An 18,195-nucleotide genomic window follows, 5' to 3' on the forward strand; every position below is an offset into this window, starting at 1 on the left:
CCCGCGTACTTATTTTATTCAGGATACATCATGACCCCCGAACACCTTCCTACCGAACAATACGAAGCGCAGCTGGCAGAAAAAGTCGTCCGTTTGCAAACCATGATGGCGCCTTTTGCCGCGCCGGTTCCGGAAGTGTTTCGTTCGCCGGTCAGCCACTACCGTATGCGCGCCGAGTTCCGTCTGTGGCACGATGGCGACGATCTGTACCATATTATTTTCGATCAGCAGACCCGGTCGCGGATTCGCGTTGACAGCTTCCCGGCCGCCAGCGCGCTGATCAATCAGCTGATGACCGCCATGCTGGAGGGCGTACGCAACAATCCCGTGCTACGCCAGAAGCTGTTCCAGATTGACTATCTGACCACCCTCAGCAACCAGGCGGTCGTTTCGCTGCTGTATCATAAAAAGCTGGACGATGCCTGGCGTGAGCAAGCGGAGGCGCTGCGTGACGCCCTGCGAGCCCAGGGGCTCAATGTGCATCTGATTGGGCGGGCGACCAAAACCAAAATCGAGCTCGATCAAGACTATATAGATGAACGCCTGCCGGTTGGCGGGCGGGAGATGATCTACCGTCAGGTGGAAAACAGCTTTACCCAACCGAACGCGGCCATGAACATTCAGATGCTGGAGTGGGCACTGGATGTCACCAAAGGGGCGACTGGCGACCTGCTGGAATTGTACTGCGGCAACGGTAACTTCTCGCTGGCGCTGGCGCGTAATTTCGATCGCGTATTGGCCACCGAAATCGCCAAACCGTCGGTGGCGGCGGCGCAGTACAACATCGCCGCTAACCATATCGACAACGTGCAGATTATCCGCATGGCGGCGGAAGAGTTTACTCAGGCGATGAACGGGGTGCGGCAGTTCAACCGGCTGCAGGGTATCGATCTGCATAGCTATCAGTGCGAAACCATCTTCGTCGATCCACCGCGCAGCGGGCTGGACAGCGAGACGGAAAAAATGGTGCAGGCCTATCCGCGTATTTTGTACATTTCGTGCAACCCGGAAACGCTGTGTCGCAATCTGGAAACGCTAAGCCAGACGCACAACGTTACCCGGCTGGCGCTGTTCGACCAGTTCCCGTATACCCACCACATGGAGTGCGGCGTCCTGCTGACCCGCAAATAGGCCCAAAAAAACCGGCAACGTCATATTGCCGGTTTTTTTACCGCTGGCGGCTTACTCGGCTGCGGTATCTTTGCGGTTACGCATCTTGTAGCCGATCCAGAAGACCATCGCGACGGACAGAACGGCCGGGAAGAAGTTAGAACCGATATCCGGGTACTCCGCACGCACGACGGTGCTGTACAACAGCACCCCGAGAATAAAAAAGGCGGCGGCCAGGCCCGGTAGCCCAACGGGCATACTGCGATTCTGATAGCGCTGATGCAGACAGTAGACCGTCAGCAGCAGGGATAAAATGGGGAAGACGGAAAACGGAACTATCGAACTGAACAGCGCCGCAAAGGCGCCATTAATGGATAACCCGGCAATCAGCGCCAGCAGCAGCGTACCTTTATCTTGAACTGAGTGTTTCATTGCTCGTCCTTCACGTTATTCGGAATGATGTGACATTTTTTCTTGTTCACGGCGATACCAGTAATACGCGCCTTTCGAGATCATTCGAAGCTGCAGTACCAACCGTTCCTCCAGCTGCCGGCGCTGCTCAGGGCCGACATCCAGCGCTTCCGCGCCAGCGCTAAAAACGATGGTGACCATAGCTTCAGCCTGCGCTTCGGTAAAGGCGCGCGGCATATGGTTTTCGAGTTCTAAATAGTCGGCGAGTTCCGCAATAAAGTGCTGGATCTCGCGTGCGACGGCGGCGCGAAACGCCGCAGAAGTTCCCGAGCGCTCACGCAGCAGCAGGCGGAAGGCGTTCGGGTTGTTACCGATAAATTCCATAAAGGTGGAGACCGAGGTGCGGATCACGCTGCCGCCTTTGGCTATCCGCTGGCGCGCCTGGCGCATCAGCTGGCGCAGCATCAGTCCGCTCTCATCGACCATCGTCAGGCCCAGCTCATCGACGTCGCGAAAATGACGATAAAAGGACGTCGGCGCGATCCCTGCTTCCCGGGCCACTTCACGCAAGCTCAGGCTGGCGAAACTCCGCTCAGCGCTAAGTTGGCTGAATGCCGCTTCCACCAGCGAACGGCGGGTTTTTTCTTTTTGTTGTGCTCTTACGCCCATCACGATGTATGAATCCTTCCAATAGCCCTGCTGGCACTATACCAGAGATTAAAACTAATCGGTTTGCCCTGGATTGTGAATGATTGTTTACGAGCCGTTTCTGCTTTTATGCTGCAAAAAAGCACAACGATAATTGGGTTAAAGCGCAGCGAATGTTATCATCGTGTTTATTTTATGTATAAAACAGGTGAGTAATGCCATGTCACACTCTTGGGATTATGATGCAATAGTGATTGGTTCCGGTCCTGGCGGGGAAGGCGCCGCCATGGGACTGGTGAAACAGGGAGCACGCGTTGCCGTCATTGAGCGCTACCATAATGTCGGCGGCGGTTGCACCCACTGGGGCACCATCCCGTCGAAAGCCCTCCGCCATGCCGTCAGCCGTATTATCGAGTTTAACCAAAACCCCCTCTACAGCGACCACTCCCGCCTTCTTCGCTCTTCTTTCGCCGACATCCTTAACCATGCCGACAGCGTCATCAACCAGCAGACTCATATGCGCCAGGGATTCTATGAGCGCAACCACTGTGAAATTCTGCAGGGCAATGCCCACTTCGTGGATGAGCATACTCTGGCGCTGGAGTGCCATGACGGCACGGTCGAGACTGTGACCGCGGAGAAATTCGTTATCGCCTGCGGATCGCGTCCCTACCATCCGGCGGATGTCGATTTCCACCACCCGCGCATCTATGACAGCGATTCGATTCTCAGCCTGCAGCATGAGCCGCGCCATGTGATCATTTACGGCGCCGGGGTGATCGGTTGTGAATATGCGTCGATCTTCCGCGGCATGGAGGTGAAGGTCGATCTGATCAACACCCGCGATCGTCTGCTGGCCTTCCTCGATCAGGAGATGTCAGACTCGCTCTCTTATCACTTCTGGAACAGCGGCGTGGTTATTCGCCACAACGAGGAGTATGAGAAAATTGAAGGGGTGGATGACGGGGTGATCATGCACCTGAAGTCCGGCAAAAAGCTGAAGGCCGATTGCCTGCTGTACGCTAACGGCCGCACCGGCAACACCGACACCCTGGCGCTGGAAAATATCGGTCTGCAGACCGACAGCCGCGGTCAGCTGAAGGTCAACAGCATGTATCAGACCGCCCTTCCGCACATCTATGCGGTTGGCGATGTCATCGGCTATCCAAGCCTGGCTTCTGCCGCTTACGATCAGGGACGCATTGCCGCCCAGGCGCTGGTGAAAGGCGAAGCCTCAGCGCATCTGATTGAAGATATCCCGACCGGGATCTATACCATTCCGGAAATCAGCTCCGTCGGGAAAACCGAGCAGCAGCTGACGGCGATGAAAGTGCCGTATGAGGTGGGCCGCGCCCAGTTTAAACACCTGGCGCGGGCGCAAATCGTCGGTATGAGCGTTGGTACGCTGAAGATCCTGTTCCATCGTGAAACCAAGGAGATCCTTGGCATTCACTGCTTTGGCGAGCGCGCGGCCGAAATTATTCATATCGGCCAGGCGATCATGGAGCAGAAAGGCGGTGGCAACACCATTGAGTACTTCGTCAACACCACCTTTAACTACCCGACCATGGCGGAAGCGTACCGGGTTGCCGCGCTGAACGGCTTAAACCGCCTGTTTTAACGCCTTGTCGAAATGGCCATCCATCGTGCCGCGGATGGCCTCCGCCAGATGTTCATAGCGGCTGCGCAGCGGGGAGCCCGGACGATAAACCAGACCGATGGTGCGTCTTGGCTCTGGCTTAATGCACGGCAGGTAGACTACGCCATCGCGTTTTCTCTCTTGCGGCACCGCCAGCGCCGGCAGCAGGGTAATGCCGCTGCCTGCCGCCACCATATTGCGCAGCGTTTCCAGGCTGGTCGCGCGGAAGTGGGTATCCTCATCCGCCCCCGCTTCAAAGCAGAAGCCCATCGCCTGATCGCGCAGACAGTGGCCATCCTCCAGCATCAGCAGCTTTTCACCGGCCAGATCCGACATCGGCACCCGATCGCGGTTCGCCCACGGATGATCTTCATAGATAGCCAGCATCATCGGCTCATCGAACAGCGGCACCTCGATAAAGGCCTCGCTCTCTTTGACCAGCGCCAGGATGGCGCAGTCGAGCTTACCGCTGTCGAGCTGAGCCAGCAGCTGATGGGTCTGCGCTTCGTGCAGATACATTTCCAGCTTCGGGAAGGTCTGATGCAGCATCGGAATGATGTGCGGCAGCAGGTACGGGCCAATTGTCGGGATCAGGCCGATATGCAGCGGCCCGGACATGGTTTCCCCTTGTTGGCTTGCCATTTCCTTGAGCACTTTTACTTCGCGTAACACGGTACGCGCCTGATCCACCAGCAACAGCCCCGCCTGGGTAAACAGAACCTTACGGCTGGTGCGCTCCAGCAGCATGACGCCAAGCTCATCCTCCAGCTTGCGGATCTGTCCGCTGAGCGTCGGTTGGCTCACATGGCATGAGTCAGCCGCCCGCCGGAAGTGGCGGTGTTCGGCGAGCGCTACCAGGTATTCAAGATCGCGAATATTCATTATTCATCCTCCATCGCCACGATAGTCCATGGCGATAGATAGCATAGCAACGAACGATTATCCCTATCAAGTTTTCTGTTCAATAATACGCCCATAAAGACGGTCTACCTGTGAAAATCACTGACCCGTCACACTGTTTCTCTACCCGAACAACTAAAGCCAACGTGAACTTTTGCGGACCTTGCGTCCGCTTTTTTTTTGCATAAAAAACCCGGCGTCGCTGGGCTTGGCCGGGTCAGGGAGGGCAGATATCTAAGGATTAGCTTAAACGAGCCTTCGCCTCGTTGATAGCCTGGGCTACCTGCTGCGGCGAGACGCCGCCTTTCGCTGCGCGTTTCTCGAGGCAGGACTGCAGCGACAGGATCGGATACACATCGTCCGCAATCACCGGGCTGAATTTCTGCAGATCGGCCAGGGTCAGCGCTTCCAGCGGTTTCCCTTGCGCAATGGCTTCCACTACCGCTTCACCGACAATATGGTGCGCCTCGCGGAACGGTACGCCTTTCGCCACCAGATAATCCGCCAGCTCAGTGGCGTTGGCATAGCCCTGCTGCGCCGCTTCCGCACAGCGCGGGCGTTTTACCTGAATGCCGTCCAGCACCAGGGCCGCCATATGCAGGCAGTCGAGCCAGGTATCCAGGGCGTCGAAAAGCCCCTCTTTATCTTCCTGCATGTCTTTGTTGTAGGCCAGCGGCAGTCCTTTCAGCGTCATCATCATGCCGGTCAGCGCACCCTGCACGCGGCCGCATTTGCCACGGATAAGCTCCAGGGCGTCCGGGTTTTTCTTCTGCGGCATCAGCGAGGAGCCGGAGGTTACACGGTCGGAAAGCTCGACGAAGTTCGCCTCGCCGGAGTTAAAGAAAATCAAATCTTCCGCAAAGCGCGACAGATGCACCATGCCGATAGCCGCATCGGAAAGCAGCTCCAGCACATGATCGCGATCGGACACGCTGTCGAGGCTGTTGCGGGTGGCGGAGGCAAAGCCCAGCCAGCCGGCCAGCTGCTCGCGGTCGATTTCATACGCCGTCCCCGCCAGCGCGCCGCAGCCCAGCGGGCTGACGTCGAGGCGCTTCAGCGCGTCCTGCAGACGGCTTTCGTCACGCGCCAGCATTTCAACGTAGGCCAGACACCAGTGCGCGAACGTCACCGGCTGGGCGCGCTGCAGGTGGGTATACCCCGGCATTACCGCGTCCTGATTCTGCTGGGCGGTCTCCACCAGCGCGCTCTGCAGCTGGCGGTTCGCCGAGAGCAGTTCGACAACGGTATCTTTGCACCACAGTTTAAGATCGGTGGCGACCTGGTCGTTACGGCTGCGCCCGGTGTGCAGTTTCTTGCCCAGCTGGCCCACTTTATCGATCAGCTTGCCTTCCACCCAGCTGTGAATATCTTCGGCATCGCTGGCAAGGATTTGCTGCGGATTGGCGCGCACCTCTTCCAGCAGCACGTTCAGCGCTTCTTCCAGCTGCTGCTGTTCAGCGGCACTCAGAACGCCGACCGTTACCAGCGCTTTCGACCAGGCGACAGAGCCAACGATATCCTGCTCCGCCAGACGATAGTCGAAGCGCAACGAGTCGTTGAACTGTTTGAACCGTTGATCTGCTGCCTGTGTAAAACGCCCGCCCCAAAGTGCCATAACATGCTTCCTTTATTCGTTAGTTCCGCCGGCGGCATTGTGCCGCCCTGCCTACGGTCTTGTAAGCCCGGCAGACGACGCGCCGCCGGGCATGAAATCTTAAGCCAGAATACGTGTGCCGATCGGCGTGCCGTTAAATAACGCCGGCAGCTGCTCGGCGTGACGCCAGGAGGCGATATCCACCGGACGACCCAGAGCACGTGCGGCGTCAAGGGCCGCATTCACTTTAACAATCATGCCGTCGGTGATAATTCCCTGCTCGATCAGCTGCTCCGCTTTCTCGGCGGTCATCTCGGCAATGCGCTGCCCTTTACCGTCGAGGATACCGCTAACGTCAGACAACAGGATCAGATCCGCCCCCAGGGTGGCCGCCAGCGCTGTCGCCGCCTGGTCAGCGTTGACGTTCATCAGCTGGCCTTCATCGGTCACCCCGATAGAGCTCACCACCGGCAGGTAACCGCCCGCTAACAGGGTGTTAATCAGTGCCGGGGAGCCCGGCTGCGCCAGCCCGACATGGCCCAGCTCAGCATCCAGTTGCGTGACCTTCACGCTATCGCCATCGCCGAGGAACAGGCCTACCGAGGAAATACCATGTTTTTTCGCCCACGCCAGCAGCGTCTTGTTGGCGGTTCCCGCCAGCGCGCCGGTGATGATGTCGATTTGCTCAGCCGGCGTAACGCGCAGGCCATTTTTCTTCTGCACCGGCAGGTTGAGCTGCTTCATCAGCTCATCCACCACGCAGCCGCCGCCGTGGACGATAATCAGCGGACGCTGGTGCGCTTCACGGTAGTTAACCAGCGCGGTAAACAGGCGCTCCAGCGCTTCTTCGCTATCGAGTAATACGCCGCCAAGTTTGATAATTAATGGGTTCATCATCACACCTTAAATAAGAGACTGCGTCTCAGCGAAGCCGAAACGAATATTCGCGCACTGCACCGCCTGCGCTGCGGCGCCTTTCAGCAGGTTATCCTCTGCCGCGACGACGATGAGATGATCGTCCTGCACGGCAAAACCGATATCACAGAATGGCAGGCCTTCGACGCTTTTCAAAGCGGGCACGCCTTTATCATATAAACGTACCAGTGGTTTATCGGCGTAAGCCTGCTGGTAAACCGCCGCGATCTGCGCATGGCCGACGCCCGGCTTCAGGCGGCAGGTAATGGTTTCCAGGATGCCGCGCTTAAAATTACCCAGGTGCGGGGTAAAAATTACCTTTGCCCCGAGGTGGCTGGCAATCTCCGGCTGATGGCGATGGTTAAATATGCCGTACGGCTGCAGGCTAACTTCACAGAAGCTGTTGCCGATCGCGGCCTTACGACCCGCGCCGCTCACCCCGCTGGTAGCGTTGATTACCGGCCACTGGTTGAGATCCAGCAGATTGGCCTCAATCAGCGGCTTCAGCGACAGCTGCGCCGCCGTCGGATAGCAGCCTGGCACTGCGATTAACTGCGCGTCTTTAAGCGCATCCGCGCTCCACTCCGCCAGACCATACACCGCCTGTTTGAGCAGGTCGGGATGCCGATGAGTGAAACCGTAATATTTTTCGTAGAACGCCCCATCGTTAACGCGGAAGGCACCGGAGAGATCGAACACCACGCAGCCAGCGGCAAGGAACTGCGGCGCCAGATCGTGACTCACTTCGTGCGCGGTGGCGAGAAACACCACGTCCACGCCAGCGCTGAATTCGCTGATATCGGACATCGGCTGCAGCGGCATATCGACAATGCCTTTGAGCTGCGGATGCAGGTCGGAAATTAATTTTCCCGCATCATTGCTTTGCGCGGAGACCGTCAAAGCGGTTATGTTCATATGCGGATGACGATTGATATAGGTCACCAGCTCTGCGCCGGCATAACCACTGGCACCCACAATCAGCGTATTTAACATTGGAAGCGCATCTCCTTACATTCGATGGGTTTTCTTACGCTCAACGATATTGTATTTTTATTCACAATAAATGCATGAATATTGATACTATCACGACCCAAGGTGTGTCAACAATGAAAAACAATTTACCGCCCTTTATCGAGATTTACCGCGCGTTGATCGCCACACCATCCATCAGCGCGACCGAAGAGGCTCTCGATCAAAGCAATGAGTCTTTAATCAATTTGCTGGCAGGCTGGTTCCGCGATCTCGGCTTCAATGTTGAGATACAGCCGGTGCCGGATACGCGCCATAAATTCAACCTGCTGGCCAGCACCGGACACGGCGCCGGCGGCCTGCTGCTCGCCGGGCATACCGATACCGTGCCGTTCGATGATGGCCGCTGGACGCGCGACCCGTTCACCCTCACCGAACACGATAACAAGCTCTACGGCCTCGGCACGGCCGATATGAAAGGCTTCTTCGCCTTTATTCTCGACGCCCTGCGCGATGTCGACGTCACCACGCTGAAAAAGCCGCTATATATTCTGGCCACTGCCGACGAAGAGACCAGCATGGCCGGCGCGCGCTACTTTGCCGAAACCACCCGGCTGCGCCCGGACTGCGCCATCATCGGCGAGCCCACCTCCCTGCAGCCGATCCGCGCCCACAAAGGCCATATGTCCAACGCGATCCGTATTCAGGGCCAGTCCGGCCACTCCAGCGATCCGGCGCGCGGGGTCAACGCGATTGAGCTGATGCACGACGCCATCGGCCGGATTATGCAGTTGCGCGATCTGCTTAAAGAGCGCTATCACTTCGAGGCGTTTACGGTCCCTTACCCAACCCTCAACCTGGGCGCTATCCATGGCGGCGATGCCTCAAACCGTATCTGCGCCTGCTGTGAACTGCATATGGATATCCGCCCGCTGCCGGGGATGACCCTAAACGATCTTAATGGTCTGTTGGGCGAGGCGCTGGCCCCGGTCAGCGAACGCTGGCCGGGCCGCCTGACGGTCTCTGAGCTGCATCCGCCGATCCCCGGCTACGAGTGCCCGCCGGACCATAAGCTGGTGCAGGTGGTCGAGAAACTGCTTGGCGCGCAGACCGACGTGGTGAATTACTGCACCGAAGCGCCGTTTATCCAGACGCTGTGTCCGACGCTGGTTCTCGGCCCGGGCTCCATCAATCAGGCCCATCAGCCTGACGAGTATCTGGAGACGCGCTTTATCAAGCCGACCCGGGAGCTGATTAGCCAGGTGGTTCATCACTTCTGCTGGCACTAAAATCGCCCTCTTTTTCCGCCCCGTTCTCCCGGGGCGGAACGGTGACGATCGTCACATTTCCATAAGCGATACTTATCCAGCGCTCCCTGAATTAAATTTCGCAAATTACGGCGATTTACTCGTTTGCTGAAGCGATTTCGCAGTAATTGACGTGGGGGTATTTACGTGGCTTTATAAAAGACGGGTTGCTTATCCGTTGCTCACGTTCCAGCGCAGCGGATATAACAAAATAAAATGAGATGGGGTGTCTGGGGTAACATGAACGAACAATATTCCGCATTGCGTAGTAATGTCAGTATGCTCGGCAAGGTGCTGGGCGATACCATCAAGGATGCATTGGGAGAAAATATTCTTGATCGTGTCGAAACTATCCGTAAGTTGTCCAAATCTTCACGCGCCGGCAACGAAGCTAACCGCCAGGAGCTGCTGACCACGCTGCAGAATTTGTCAAACGACGAACTGCTGCCGGTGGCCCGTGCCTTCAGCCAGTTTCTGAATCTGGCCAACACCGCTGAGCAGTACCACAGCATTTCGGCCAATGGCGAAGCGGCCAGCAATCCGGAAGTCATTGCGCGTACCCTGAGAAAGCTCAAAGACCAACCCAATCTCAACGAAGAGACCATCAAACAAGCGGTGGAATCGCTGTCTCTGGAGCTGGTGTTAACCGCCCACCCGACCGAGATCACCCGCCGGACGCTGATCCATAAAATGGTGGAAGTGAACAACTGCCTTAAGCAGTTGGACAACAAAGATATCGCTGACTACGAGCACCATCAGCTAATGCGCCGTCTGCGCCAGCTGATCGCCCAGTCGTGGCATACCGATGAAATTCGTAAGCACCGCCCTTCCCCGGTCGATGAAGCCAAATGGGGCTTCGCGGTGGTGGAAAACAGCCTGTGGGAAGGGGTGCCTAACTATCTGCGCGAGCTGAACGAACAGCTGGAAGCCAACCTTGGCTATCAGCTGCCGGTGGACTTCGTCCCGGTGCGTTTCACCTCGTGGATGGGCGGCGACCGCGACGGCAACCCGAACGTGACTGCCGACATCACCCGCCACGTGCTGCTGCTCAGCCGCTGGAAAGCGACCGACCTGTTCCTCAAAGACGTGCAGGTGCTGATCTCCGAACTGTCGATGGTGGAGTGTACCGACGAGCTGCGCGCCCTGGCTGGCGCCGAGGGCGCTCAGGAACCTTACCGTTATCTGATGAAAAAACTGCGCTCTCAGCTGATGGAGACCCAGGCCTGGCTGGAAGCGCGTCTGAAAGGTCAGAAGCTGCCGAAACCGGCGGGACTGATCACTCAGAACGAGCAGCTGTGGGAGCCGCTGTACGCCTGCTATAAATCGCTGCAGGCCTGCGGCATGGGCATTATCGCCAACGGCGAACTGCTCGACACCCTGCGCCGCGTGAAGTCTTTCGGCGTACCGCTGGTGCGTATTGATATTCGTCAGGAAAGCACCCGCCATACCGAAGCGCTGGGTGAAATGACCCGTTACCTCGGGATCGGCGACTACGAAAGCTGGTCGGAAGCCGACAAACAGGCTTTCCTGATCCGCGAACTGAATTCCAAACGTCCGCTGCTGCCGCGCCAGTGGGAGCCAAGCGAAGAGACGCGTGAAGTTCTCGACACCTGCAAGGTGATCGCCGAGGCGCCGCGCGGATCGATCGCCGCCTACGTGATCTCGATGGCGAAAACGCCGTCCGATGTGCTGGCGGTTCATCTCCTGCTGAAAGAAGCCGGGATTGGCTTTGCTCTGCCGGTGGCCCCGCTGTTCGAAACGCTGGATGACCTCAACAACGCCAACGACGTCATGACCCAGCTGCTGAATATCGACTGGTACCGCGGCTTTATCCAGGGCAAGCAGATGGTCATGATCGGCTACTCTGACTCCGCTAAAGATGCCGGCGTGATGGCCGCCTCCTGGGCGCAGTACCAGGCGCAGGACGCGCTGATCAAAACCTGCGAAAAAGCCGGTATTGAACTGACGCTGTTCCACGGTCGCGGCGGCTCTATCGGCCGCGGCGGCGCGCCGGCCCACGCCGCGCTGCTCTCGCAGCCGCCGGGAAGCCTGAAAGGCGGCCTGCGCGTTACCGAGCAGGGCGAGATGATCCGCTTTAAGTACGGCCTGCCGGAAGTCACCATCAGCAGCCTGTCGCTGTATACCAGCGCCATTCTGGAAGCCAACCTGCTGCCGCCGCCGGAGCCGAAAGCAGAATGGCGCGACATCATGGCCGAGCTGTCCGACGTGTCGTGCAAGATGTATCGCGGCTACGTGCGTGAAAACAAAGATTTCGTCCCTTACTTCCGCTCTGCGACCCCGGAGCAGGAGCTGGGCAAACTGCCGCTGGGTTCGCGTCCGGCAAAACGTCGTCCAACCGGCGGCGTCGAGTCGCTGCGCGCCATTCCGTGGATCTTCGCCTGGACCCAGAACCGCCTGATGCTGCCGGCCTGGCTGGGCGCTGGCGCTGCGCTGCAGAAGGTGGTCGAAGGTGGAAAACAGAGTGAACTGGAAGCCATGTGTCGCGACTGGCCGTTCTTCTCTACCCGCCTCGGCATGCTGGAGATGGTTTACTCGAAGGCCGACCTGTGGCTGGCGGAGTACTACGATCAGCGCCTGGTGAAGCCGGAGCTGTGGGCGCTGGGTTCCGAGCTGCGCAAGCTGCTGGCTGCCGATATCAACGTCGTGCTGGCCATCGCCAACGACTCCCATCTGATGGCCGACCTGCCGTGGATCGCCGAGTCTATCCAGCTGCGTAATATCTATACCGACCCGCTGAACGTCCTGCAGGCGGAACTGCTGCACCGTTCACGCCAGGCTGAAGAAGAGGGCAAGGACCCGGATCCGCGCGTTGAACAAGCGCTGATGGTCACCATCGCCGGCGTCGCCGCCGGTATGCGTAACACCGGTTAATCTATCTCTCCCCGGCCGCCCGGCCGGGGGTTTTCCGCCCGTTCTAGTGGTGCAGCATCTCATCAACGATCTGTTCTTTATGCAGCGCATACGGATAATAGGTCGGCCAGTTATCCATCTCTTTCAGCAACGCCTCCTGTGATTCATTGCCCATGAAAATATGGAAATGCTGTGATTTACGCGGGCCAATGATATGGTCGCTGAATTGCACAAATTTCGGCGCGTTGGCATCGCCCTGCTGGCACTCGAACAGATAACGCACGCCCTTCTTACCGGAGGCGTAATGCAGAATTTTATAGCCTGAATAGCGGTATTTGCAGCTATTGACGGTCTGGCCAACGTGGAACTCAATCACGTCATCTTCAATGCCAATCTGCTCCACATCGGTGGCGTAGCCCTTCTTATAATAGGCGCGATACTCCTCCACGCTCTTGCCGCCGGGCTTTTTCGCCTTCTGCTCCAGCACCGGATCGAGATCGCCGTTGAGCAGATACGGGTTCACCGACTGCCAGACGCCTTCCCAGTCGCTCAGCGCGCGGTCCTGCACATCTTTATCCGCAAAAATGCCTTCGCTGGCCTGACGCTCCACTTCGGTTAACGCCGGGCCATGGCTATGGTTGCCGTGGGCGAACGCCTGGGCGCTGGCTAAAGCCATGCCGAATCCTAAGGCCAGCAGGGGGATCTTTCTGGTCATTACTCTCTCCTGAGTTTGCTATCAATGGCGACAAATTGTTACGATATAACATATCTTATCTGGGAGGCAAGAGCGACAGGCAAGCGCTTTTACCGCTGGAATAATGTCCGGTATGATGAAAAGGGTGATGCGCTGAACGGAAGAATGATGGACAACGATATCAATCAGCTTATTGATGCATTGCTAAAAAAGCAGACCAGCCTCGGCCGGGTTTATTTCGCCGGCGAGACGCGCTCGCCTGCTGAGCCGGTGGTGCAGGTGGATTTTCCCCGTCTGAATATCCTCCTCGATGGGCAGTTGCCCGACCAGGCGCTCGGCGATAACGCCCCTCCCCTCGAAGCCAACGACGTGCTCTATATTCCTGGCGATAGCTGGAACTGCCCGCAGTGGCAAGCGCCTTGCCTGCTGTTAAGCATCCTGTTCGCTAAGCAGCAGCTGGAGTGCTCGCTGCAGCACTGGAATGGCAAGGCGATAACTGTTGTCGACAAGCGGCAGGCGCTGCGCCGCGGGCCGCGCGTCGGATCATTTCTGCTGCAGGCGCTCAATGAACTCCGGATGCAACCGCAGGAGCAGCAAACCGCCCGCAGCATCGTCGTCAGCCTGCTCAGCCACTGCCATGATCTTCTCGGCAGCCAGGCGCAAACCTCCTCGCGCAGCCAGGCGTTGTTTGAAGCGATCCGCCAATATATGGACATCCATTATGCGGAACCGCTGAGCCGGGAATCGGTGGCCCAGGCGTTCTACCTCTCTCCCAACTATCTTTCCCATCTGTTCCAGAAATGTGGGCCAATGGGCTTCAATGAATATCTAAACCATATTCGTCTCGAACAGGCCCGTATGCTGCTGAAGGGCCACGATATGAAAGTGAAAGACATCGCCCACGCCTGCGGCTTCGCCGACAGCAACTACTTCTGCCGCCTGTTCCGCAAAACTACGGAACGCTCGCCGTCTGAATACCGCCGCCAGTACCATAGCCAGCTGACGGAAAAAGCATCCCCGGTAAAAAACTAGATTTTTGTGTGTTAAACCTGACTTTTGTGCGCGCTATAGTTACCTCCCATCCCAGCCCGCGCCGATAAATGTGATCTAAATCATCCTTAATCACGATGCGTACATTTATCCAGTTTTTGGCAAATTTGTCATCTGGCTATCCTTCGAACGAAAGCCGTATGCTTACCTCAACGACAGCACCGAATTAAGCATTGAGGAAAACACAATGGAACTCTATCTGGATACCGCCAACGTCGCCGAAGTGGAACGCCTGGCCCGCATCTACCCGCTGGCCGGGGTAACCACCAACCCGAGCATTATCGCCGCCGGTAAAGTCCCGGTCTGGGATGTGCTGCCGCGCCTGCAAAAAGCCGTCGGTCCGGAGGGCACCCTCTTCGCGCAGACCATGAGCCGCGACGCGCAGGGCATGGTGGAAGAGGCCAAACGTCTGAGCAATGCCGTGCCGGGCATTGTGGTCAAAATCCCGGTCACCGCCGAAGGGCTCGCCGCTATCAAACTGCTGAAGAAAGAAGGCATCCCGACCCTTGGCACCGCCGTCTACAGCGCTTCGCAAGGCCTGCTGGCCGCGCTGGCCGGCGCAAAGTACGTCGCGCCTTACGTTAACCGCGTCGACGCCCAGGGCGGGGACGGCATCCGCATGGTGCAGGAGCTGCAATCCCTGCTGGAAATGCATGCGCCCGAGAGCAAAGTTCTGGCGGCAAGCTTCAAAACGCCACGCCAGGCGCTGGATTGTCTGCTGGCTGGCTGCGAAGCAATCACCCTTCCACTAGATGTAGCGCAACAAATGCTCGGCACCCCTGCGGTAGAGTCAGCCATAGAGAAGTTTGAACAAGACTGGAATAACGCCTTTGGCACGCTGAATCTGTAACCGGATCCGCGAGCCGCCTGCGGGCGGCGTCACGGTCATCGAGGAGGAATCGAAATGGATCGCATTATTCAATCACCAGGCAAATATATCCAGGGCGCAGGCGCCATCAAGCGCCTCGGCGACTATCTGAAACCGCTGGCCGAGCGCTGGCTGGTGGTCGGTGATAAGTTCGTCCTGGGGTTTGCGGAAGAGATGCTGCGTAAAAGCCTGGCCGACGCTGGCCTGGCGGCCGAAATCGCGCCGTTTGGCGGTGAGTGTTCGCATAATGAAATCAACCGCCTACGCGATATCGCCGGCAACGCGAAGTGCACCGCCGTGCTGGGGATCGGCGGTGGCAAAACCCTGGATACCGCGAAAGCGCTGGCCCACTTTATGAATGTGCCGGTGGCGATCGCCCCCACCATCGCCTCCACCGATGCGCCGTGCAGCGCGCTGTCGGTGATATACACCGACGAAGGGGAATTCGACAGCTACCTGATGCTGCCGCGCAACCCCAACATGGTCATTGTCGATACGCAGATCGTTGCCGGCGCGCCGGCCCGCCTGCTGGCCGCCGGGATTGGCGATGCGCTGGCTACCTGGTTCGAAGCCCGCGCCTGCTCCCGTAGCGGCGCCACCACCATGGCGGGCGGGAAGTGCACCCAGGCGGCGCTGGCGCTGGCCGAGCTATGCTACAACACCTTACTCGAAGAGGGTGAAAAAGCGATGCTGGCCGCCGAACAGCACGTGGTCACCCCGGCGCTGGAGCGGGTGGTGGAAGCCAACACCTATCTGAGCGGCGTGGGTTTCGAAAGCGGTGGTCTCGCGGCGGCGCACGCGATTCATAACGGCATGACGGCCATCCCTGACGCCCATCACTATTATCACGGGGAAAAAGTGGCGTTCGGAACCCTGACGCAGCTGGTGCTGGAAAATGCGCCGGTGGACGAAATAGAGACCGTCGCCGCGCTGTGCCACAGCGTTGGGCTGCCGATCACCCTGGCGCAGCTGGATATCAAAGGTGATATCCCGACCAAAATGCGTCTGGTGGCGGAAGCCGCCTGCGCTGAAGGCGAAACCATTCACAATATGCCGGGCGGCGTTGATTCCGACCAGGTCTACGCCGCGCTGCTGGTGGCCGACCAGTATGGTCAGCGCTTCCTGCAGGAATGGGAATAAACCAGAGCAAAACACCCGGCATCAGCCGGGTGTTTTTTATGCATCTCTACAGGCCGGAGCAGGCTATGCCCCTCGTCTCTTGATACTGATCATCGCCAACGCCAGTACTATCAACGCAATGCCACAACCTTCCACCTTTCCTGGATTTTCATGTAGTAGCCACCAGGAAAATAGCACGCCACAGACCGGTACGGCCAGCGTACTCAGACCGGCTATACTTGCCGGTAAATTACGCAGTACAAAAAGCCACAGACTCCAGGCCAGCGCCGTTGCAAGGATTGCGCTGTAAGCCAGGGCCCAGAAAACGTCGGGCTGCCAGTCTACCGCCCGTTGCGGGACGAGCCAGGCCACTACGCTCATTACTACGGCGGCATATAGCATCTGCCATGTCGTTAGCGCCAGCAAATCAACCTGCGGATACCGGGTATACATACGCTTCGCGACGATCGCACCTGCCCCCCAGCTCACGCCAGAGAGGATCGCCAGCAAGGCGCTTTTCAGGGAGGTAAAGTCGAGTTGCCAAGGCTGAAGTACGAGTATCAGGCCCACGCATGCCGCCCCGATGGCGATATACTGCCATCGCCGCATGCGCTCACCTAAGAATAACGCGGCCATCACCACAACCCAGAATGGCATGGTATAACTCAGGATCGCCACTTTACCGGCGCCACCGCTCATTAGCGCCCACTGTGCCAGACCGACCATGCCACAGGTTTGCAATAACGCGATCGCCAGGGTGTAGCCGAAAGGCGTCGGCTTGAGCGCTTTACCGCGGATCAACATCACTATCCATAGCACCACGGCGCCAAAAATACAGCGCAGCGCCGTGAAGTCAAAAGCGCCGATATAGCTCGTCACTTGCTTCATCGCGATCCAGCTAAAGCTCCAGATCAGCGTTAATAACGCCAACCCGCCAAACGCCAGTGGATCGCTCTTCCTTGCCATTGCATAACCCATCCCTGTCAATTATCAGGCTGGCACTATACGCGCTTTATCTTCTGCTCTCCCCTGACCTGTATCAGCGTTTTGGGCAAAAAAAAGCGATGGCGAATACCGGCTTCGCCATCGCACTAAACGTTAATGAAAACTCAGGCCGGGCGTACGCCCAGCGTATGGCAGATGGCGTAGCTCATCTCGGCGCGGTTCAGGGTGTAGAAGTGGAAATCCTTGACCCCTTCCCGGCTTAAGATCTTCACCATGTCCATGGCGATATTCGCCCCCACCAGTTGACGGGTTTCGGCGTCGTTATCCAGCCCTTCGAACATTTTTGACATCCACACCGGGATACGGACGTTGGTCATATCCGCAAACTTTTTCGCCTGTTTAAAGTTGGAGACCGGCAGGATACCGGGAATGATTTCCACGTCGATGCCTGCCGAGACGCAGCGATCGCGAAAACGCAGGTAGCTTTCCACATCGAAGAAGAACTGGGTGATCGCGCGGTTGGCCCCTGCTTCTACTTTGCGCTTCAGGTTCAGTAAATCCGCCTGCGCGCTTTTCGCCTCCGGATGCACTTCCGGATACGCGGCGACAGAGATATCAAAATCGCCTACCTCTTTCAGCAACGTCACCAGATCGGCGGCGTACATATCCGGTTTACCGCTGCCCGGCGGCAGGTCGCCGCGCAGGGCGACGATATGGCGGATACCGTTGTTCCAGTAATCCTGAGCGATAGTGCGCAACTCATCGCGGCTGGCATCGATACAGGTCAGGTGCGGCGCTGCTTCCAGACCGGTTCGCTCTTTAATGCCTTTGATGATGCTGTGGGTGCGATCGCGCTCGCCAGAGTTCGCGCCATAGGTTACCGAAACAAACTTCGGTTTCAGACTGCTCAGGCGATCGATGGATTTCCACAGGGTTTGCTCCATTTCACTGGTGCGCGGCGGAAAGAATTCAAAAGACACATTAATCTGGCCCTGGACTTCCGCCAGGCTCTGATTCAGGGCTTCCCGCTGATTGGCGTGAAAAAAGCTCATACCTTACCTCATCAATCGCATGTAATGGCTGTTATATTGCGAACTTCTATACGTTTAGACGTCCAGATGTAAAAATGACGGAAAAGCGCGCGGGCGTCAATAG

The 18,195-nt window shown here is 57.7% G+C and carries 16 protein-coding genes; 7 read left to right on the forward strand and 9 right to left on the reverse strand.

What is annotated here, in order from left to right; translation table 11 throughout:
* Nucleotides 1-30: 30 nt before the first annotated feature.
* Nucleotides 31-1,131: a tRNA (uridine(54)-C5)-methyltransferase TrmA gene (gene trmA, locus AB1E37_RS24810; protein WP_002883023.1), complete on the forward strand. Its 1,101-nt coding sequence runs from the start codon at nucleotides 31-33 to the stop codon at nucleotides 1,129-1,131.
* 51 nt (nucleotides 1,132-1,182) lie between these two features.
* Here trmA and AB1E37_RS24815 read toward each other — a convergent pair whose 3' ends face one another.
* Together AB1E37_RS24815 and fabR are read right to left on the reverse strand one after the other, a co-directional pair.
* Complete coding sequence (locus AB1E37_RS24815; protein ID WP_002883021.1) at nucleotides 1,183-1,542, reverse strand: YijD family membrane protein; 360 nt, start codon at nucleotides 1,540-1,542, stop codon at nucleotides 1,183-1,185.
* A gap of 15 nt (nucleotides 1,543-1,557) precedes the next feature.
* Nucleotides 1,558-2,193: an HTH-type transcriptional repressor FabR gene (gene fabR / locus AB1E37_RS24820; RefSeq protein WP_004151856.1), complete on the reverse strand. Its 636-nt coding sequence runs from the start codon at nucleotides 2,191-2,193 to the stop codon at nucleotides 1,558-1,560.
* 196 nt (nucleotides 2,194-2,389) lie between these two features.
* Here fabR and sthA point away from each other — a divergent pair, with 196 nt between their 5' ends.
* The gene (gene sthA, locus AB1E37_RS24825) at nucleotides 2,390-3,790 is read left to right on the forward strand and encodes a Si-specific NAD(P)(+) transhydrogenase (protein ID WP_002883016.1); all 1,401 of its coding nucleotides are present in this window, start codon (nucleotides 2,390-2,392) and stop codon (nucleotides 3,788-3,790) included.
* Here sthA and oxyR read toward each other — a convergent pair.
* From oxyR to argC, 4 genes are all read right to left on the reverse strand, one after another.
* Complete coding sequence (gene oxyR / locus AB1E37_RS24830; RefSeq protein WP_002883015.1) at nucleotides 3,773-4,690, reverse strand: DNA-binding transcriptional regulator OxyR; 918 nt, start codon at nucleotides 4,688-4,690, stop codon at nucleotides 3,773-3,775. The two genes, sthA and oxyR, sit on opposite strands and share 18 nt — an antisense overlap.
* A gap of 259 nt (nucleotides 4,691-4,949) precedes the next feature.
* Entirely contained in the window at nucleotides 4,950-6,323 is a 1,374-nt protein-coding gene (gene argH, locus AB1E37_RS24835) for an argininosuccinate lyase (RefSeq protein ID WP_004146283.1), read from the reverse strand.
* 99 nt (nucleotides 6,324-6,422) lie between these two features.
* Complete coding sequence (gene argB, locus AB1E37_RS24840) at nucleotides 6,423-7,199, reverse strand: acetylglutamate kinase (RefSeq protein WP_004187843.1); 777 nt, start codon at nucleotides 7,197-7,199, stop codon at nucleotides 6,423-6,425.
* A gap of 6 nt (nucleotides 7,200-7,205) precedes the next feature.
* On the reverse strand, nucleotides 7,206-8,210 hold the full coding sequence (gene argC / locus AB1E37_RS24845; protein ID WP_004177967.1) for an N-acetyl-gamma-glutamyl-phosphate reductase: 1,005 nt from the start codon (nucleotides 8,208-8,210) through the stop codon (nucleotides 7,206-7,208).
* A 113-nt stretch (nucleotides 8,211-8,323) separates the two neighbouring features.
* Between argC and argE the strand changes: the two genes are divergently transcribed.
* Nucleotides 8,324-9,475 (forward strand): acetylornithine deacetylase, encoded by a 1,152-nt coding sequence (gene argE / locus AB1E37_RS24850; RefSeq protein WP_004177969.1) that lies wholly within the window; start codon nucleotides 8,324-8,326, stop codon nucleotides 9,473-9,475.
* A 258-nt stretch (nucleotides 9,476-9,733) separates the two neighbouring features.
* Nucleotides 9,734-12,385: a phosphoenolpyruvate carboxylase gene (gene ppc / locus AB1E37_RS24855; RefSeq protein WP_004181636.1), complete on the forward strand. Its 2,652-nt coding sequence runs from the start codon at nucleotides 9,734-9,736 to the stop codon at nucleotides 12,383-12,385.
* Nucleotides 12,386-12,428: 43 nt separating this feature from the next.
* On the opposite strand, the gene zinT is transcribed toward ppc, so the two are convergent.
* Nucleotides 12,429-13,079, reverse strand: coding sequence for a metal-binding protein ZinT (zinT, locus tag AB1E37_RS24860; protein WP_004187297.1), 651 nt, complete (start codon nucleotides 13,077-13,079; stop codon nucleotides 12,429-12,431).
* Nucleotides 13,080-13,103: 24 nt separating this feature from the next.
* Between zinT and AB1E37_RS24865 the strand changes: the two genes are divergently transcribed.
* The 3 genes from AB1E37_RS24865 to AB1E37_RS24875 all read left to right on the forward strand — a co-directional run bounded on the left by AB1E37_RS24865 (nucleotide 13,104) and on the right by AB1E37_RS24875 (nucleotide 16,116).
* The gene (locus AB1E37_RS24865) at nucleotides 13,104-14,090 is read left to right on the forward strand and encodes an AraC family transcriptional regulator (RefSeq protein ID WP_004150392.1); all 987 of its coding nucleotides are present in this window, start codon (nucleotides 13,104-13,106) and stop codon (nucleotides 14,088-14,090) included.
* Nucleotides 14,091-14,295: 205 nt separating this feature from the next.
* Nucleotides 14,296-14,958 (forward strand): fructose-6-phosphate aldolase, encoded by a 663-nt coding sequence (gene fsa, locus AB1E37_RS24870; protein WP_004177977.1) that lies wholly within the window; start codon nucleotides 14,296-14,298, stop codon nucleotides 14,956-14,958.
* A gap of 54 nt (nucleotides 14,959-15,012) precedes the next feature.
* Nucleotides 15,013-16,116 carry a glycerol dehydrogenase gene (locus AB1E37_RS24875; protein WP_004146274.1) on the forward strand — a complete coding sequence of 368 codons (1,104 nt, stop codon included), beginning with the start codon at nucleotides 15,013-15,015 and terminating at the stop codon, nucleotides 16,114-16,116.
* A gap of 63 nt (nucleotides 16,117-16,179) precedes the next feature.
* On the opposite strand, the gene AB1E37_RS24880 is transcribed toward AB1E37_RS24875, so the two are convergent.
* Nucleotides 16,180-17,061: a DMT family transporter gene (locus AB1E37_RS24880; protein ID WP_032448333.1), complete on the reverse strand. Its 882-nt coding sequence runs from the start codon at nucleotides 17,059-17,061 to the stop codon at nucleotides 16,180-16,182.
* Nucleotides 17,062-17,204: 143 nt separating this feature from the next.
* Entirely contained in the window at nucleotides 17,205-18,092 is an 888-nt protein-coding gene (gene metF, locus AB1E37_RS24885) for a methylenetetrahydrofolate reductase (RefSeq protein WP_002882952.1), read from the reverse strand.
* Nucleotides 18,093-18,195: the final 103 nt, after the last annotated feature.

The sequence above is a fragment of the Klebsiella sp. Shm-1 genome, assembly GCF_040804525.1.
In the GTDB taxonomy this organism is placed as follows: Bacteria; Pseudomonadota; Gammaproteobacteria; order Enterobacterales; family Enterobacteriaceae; genus Klebsiella; species Klebsiella pneumoniae.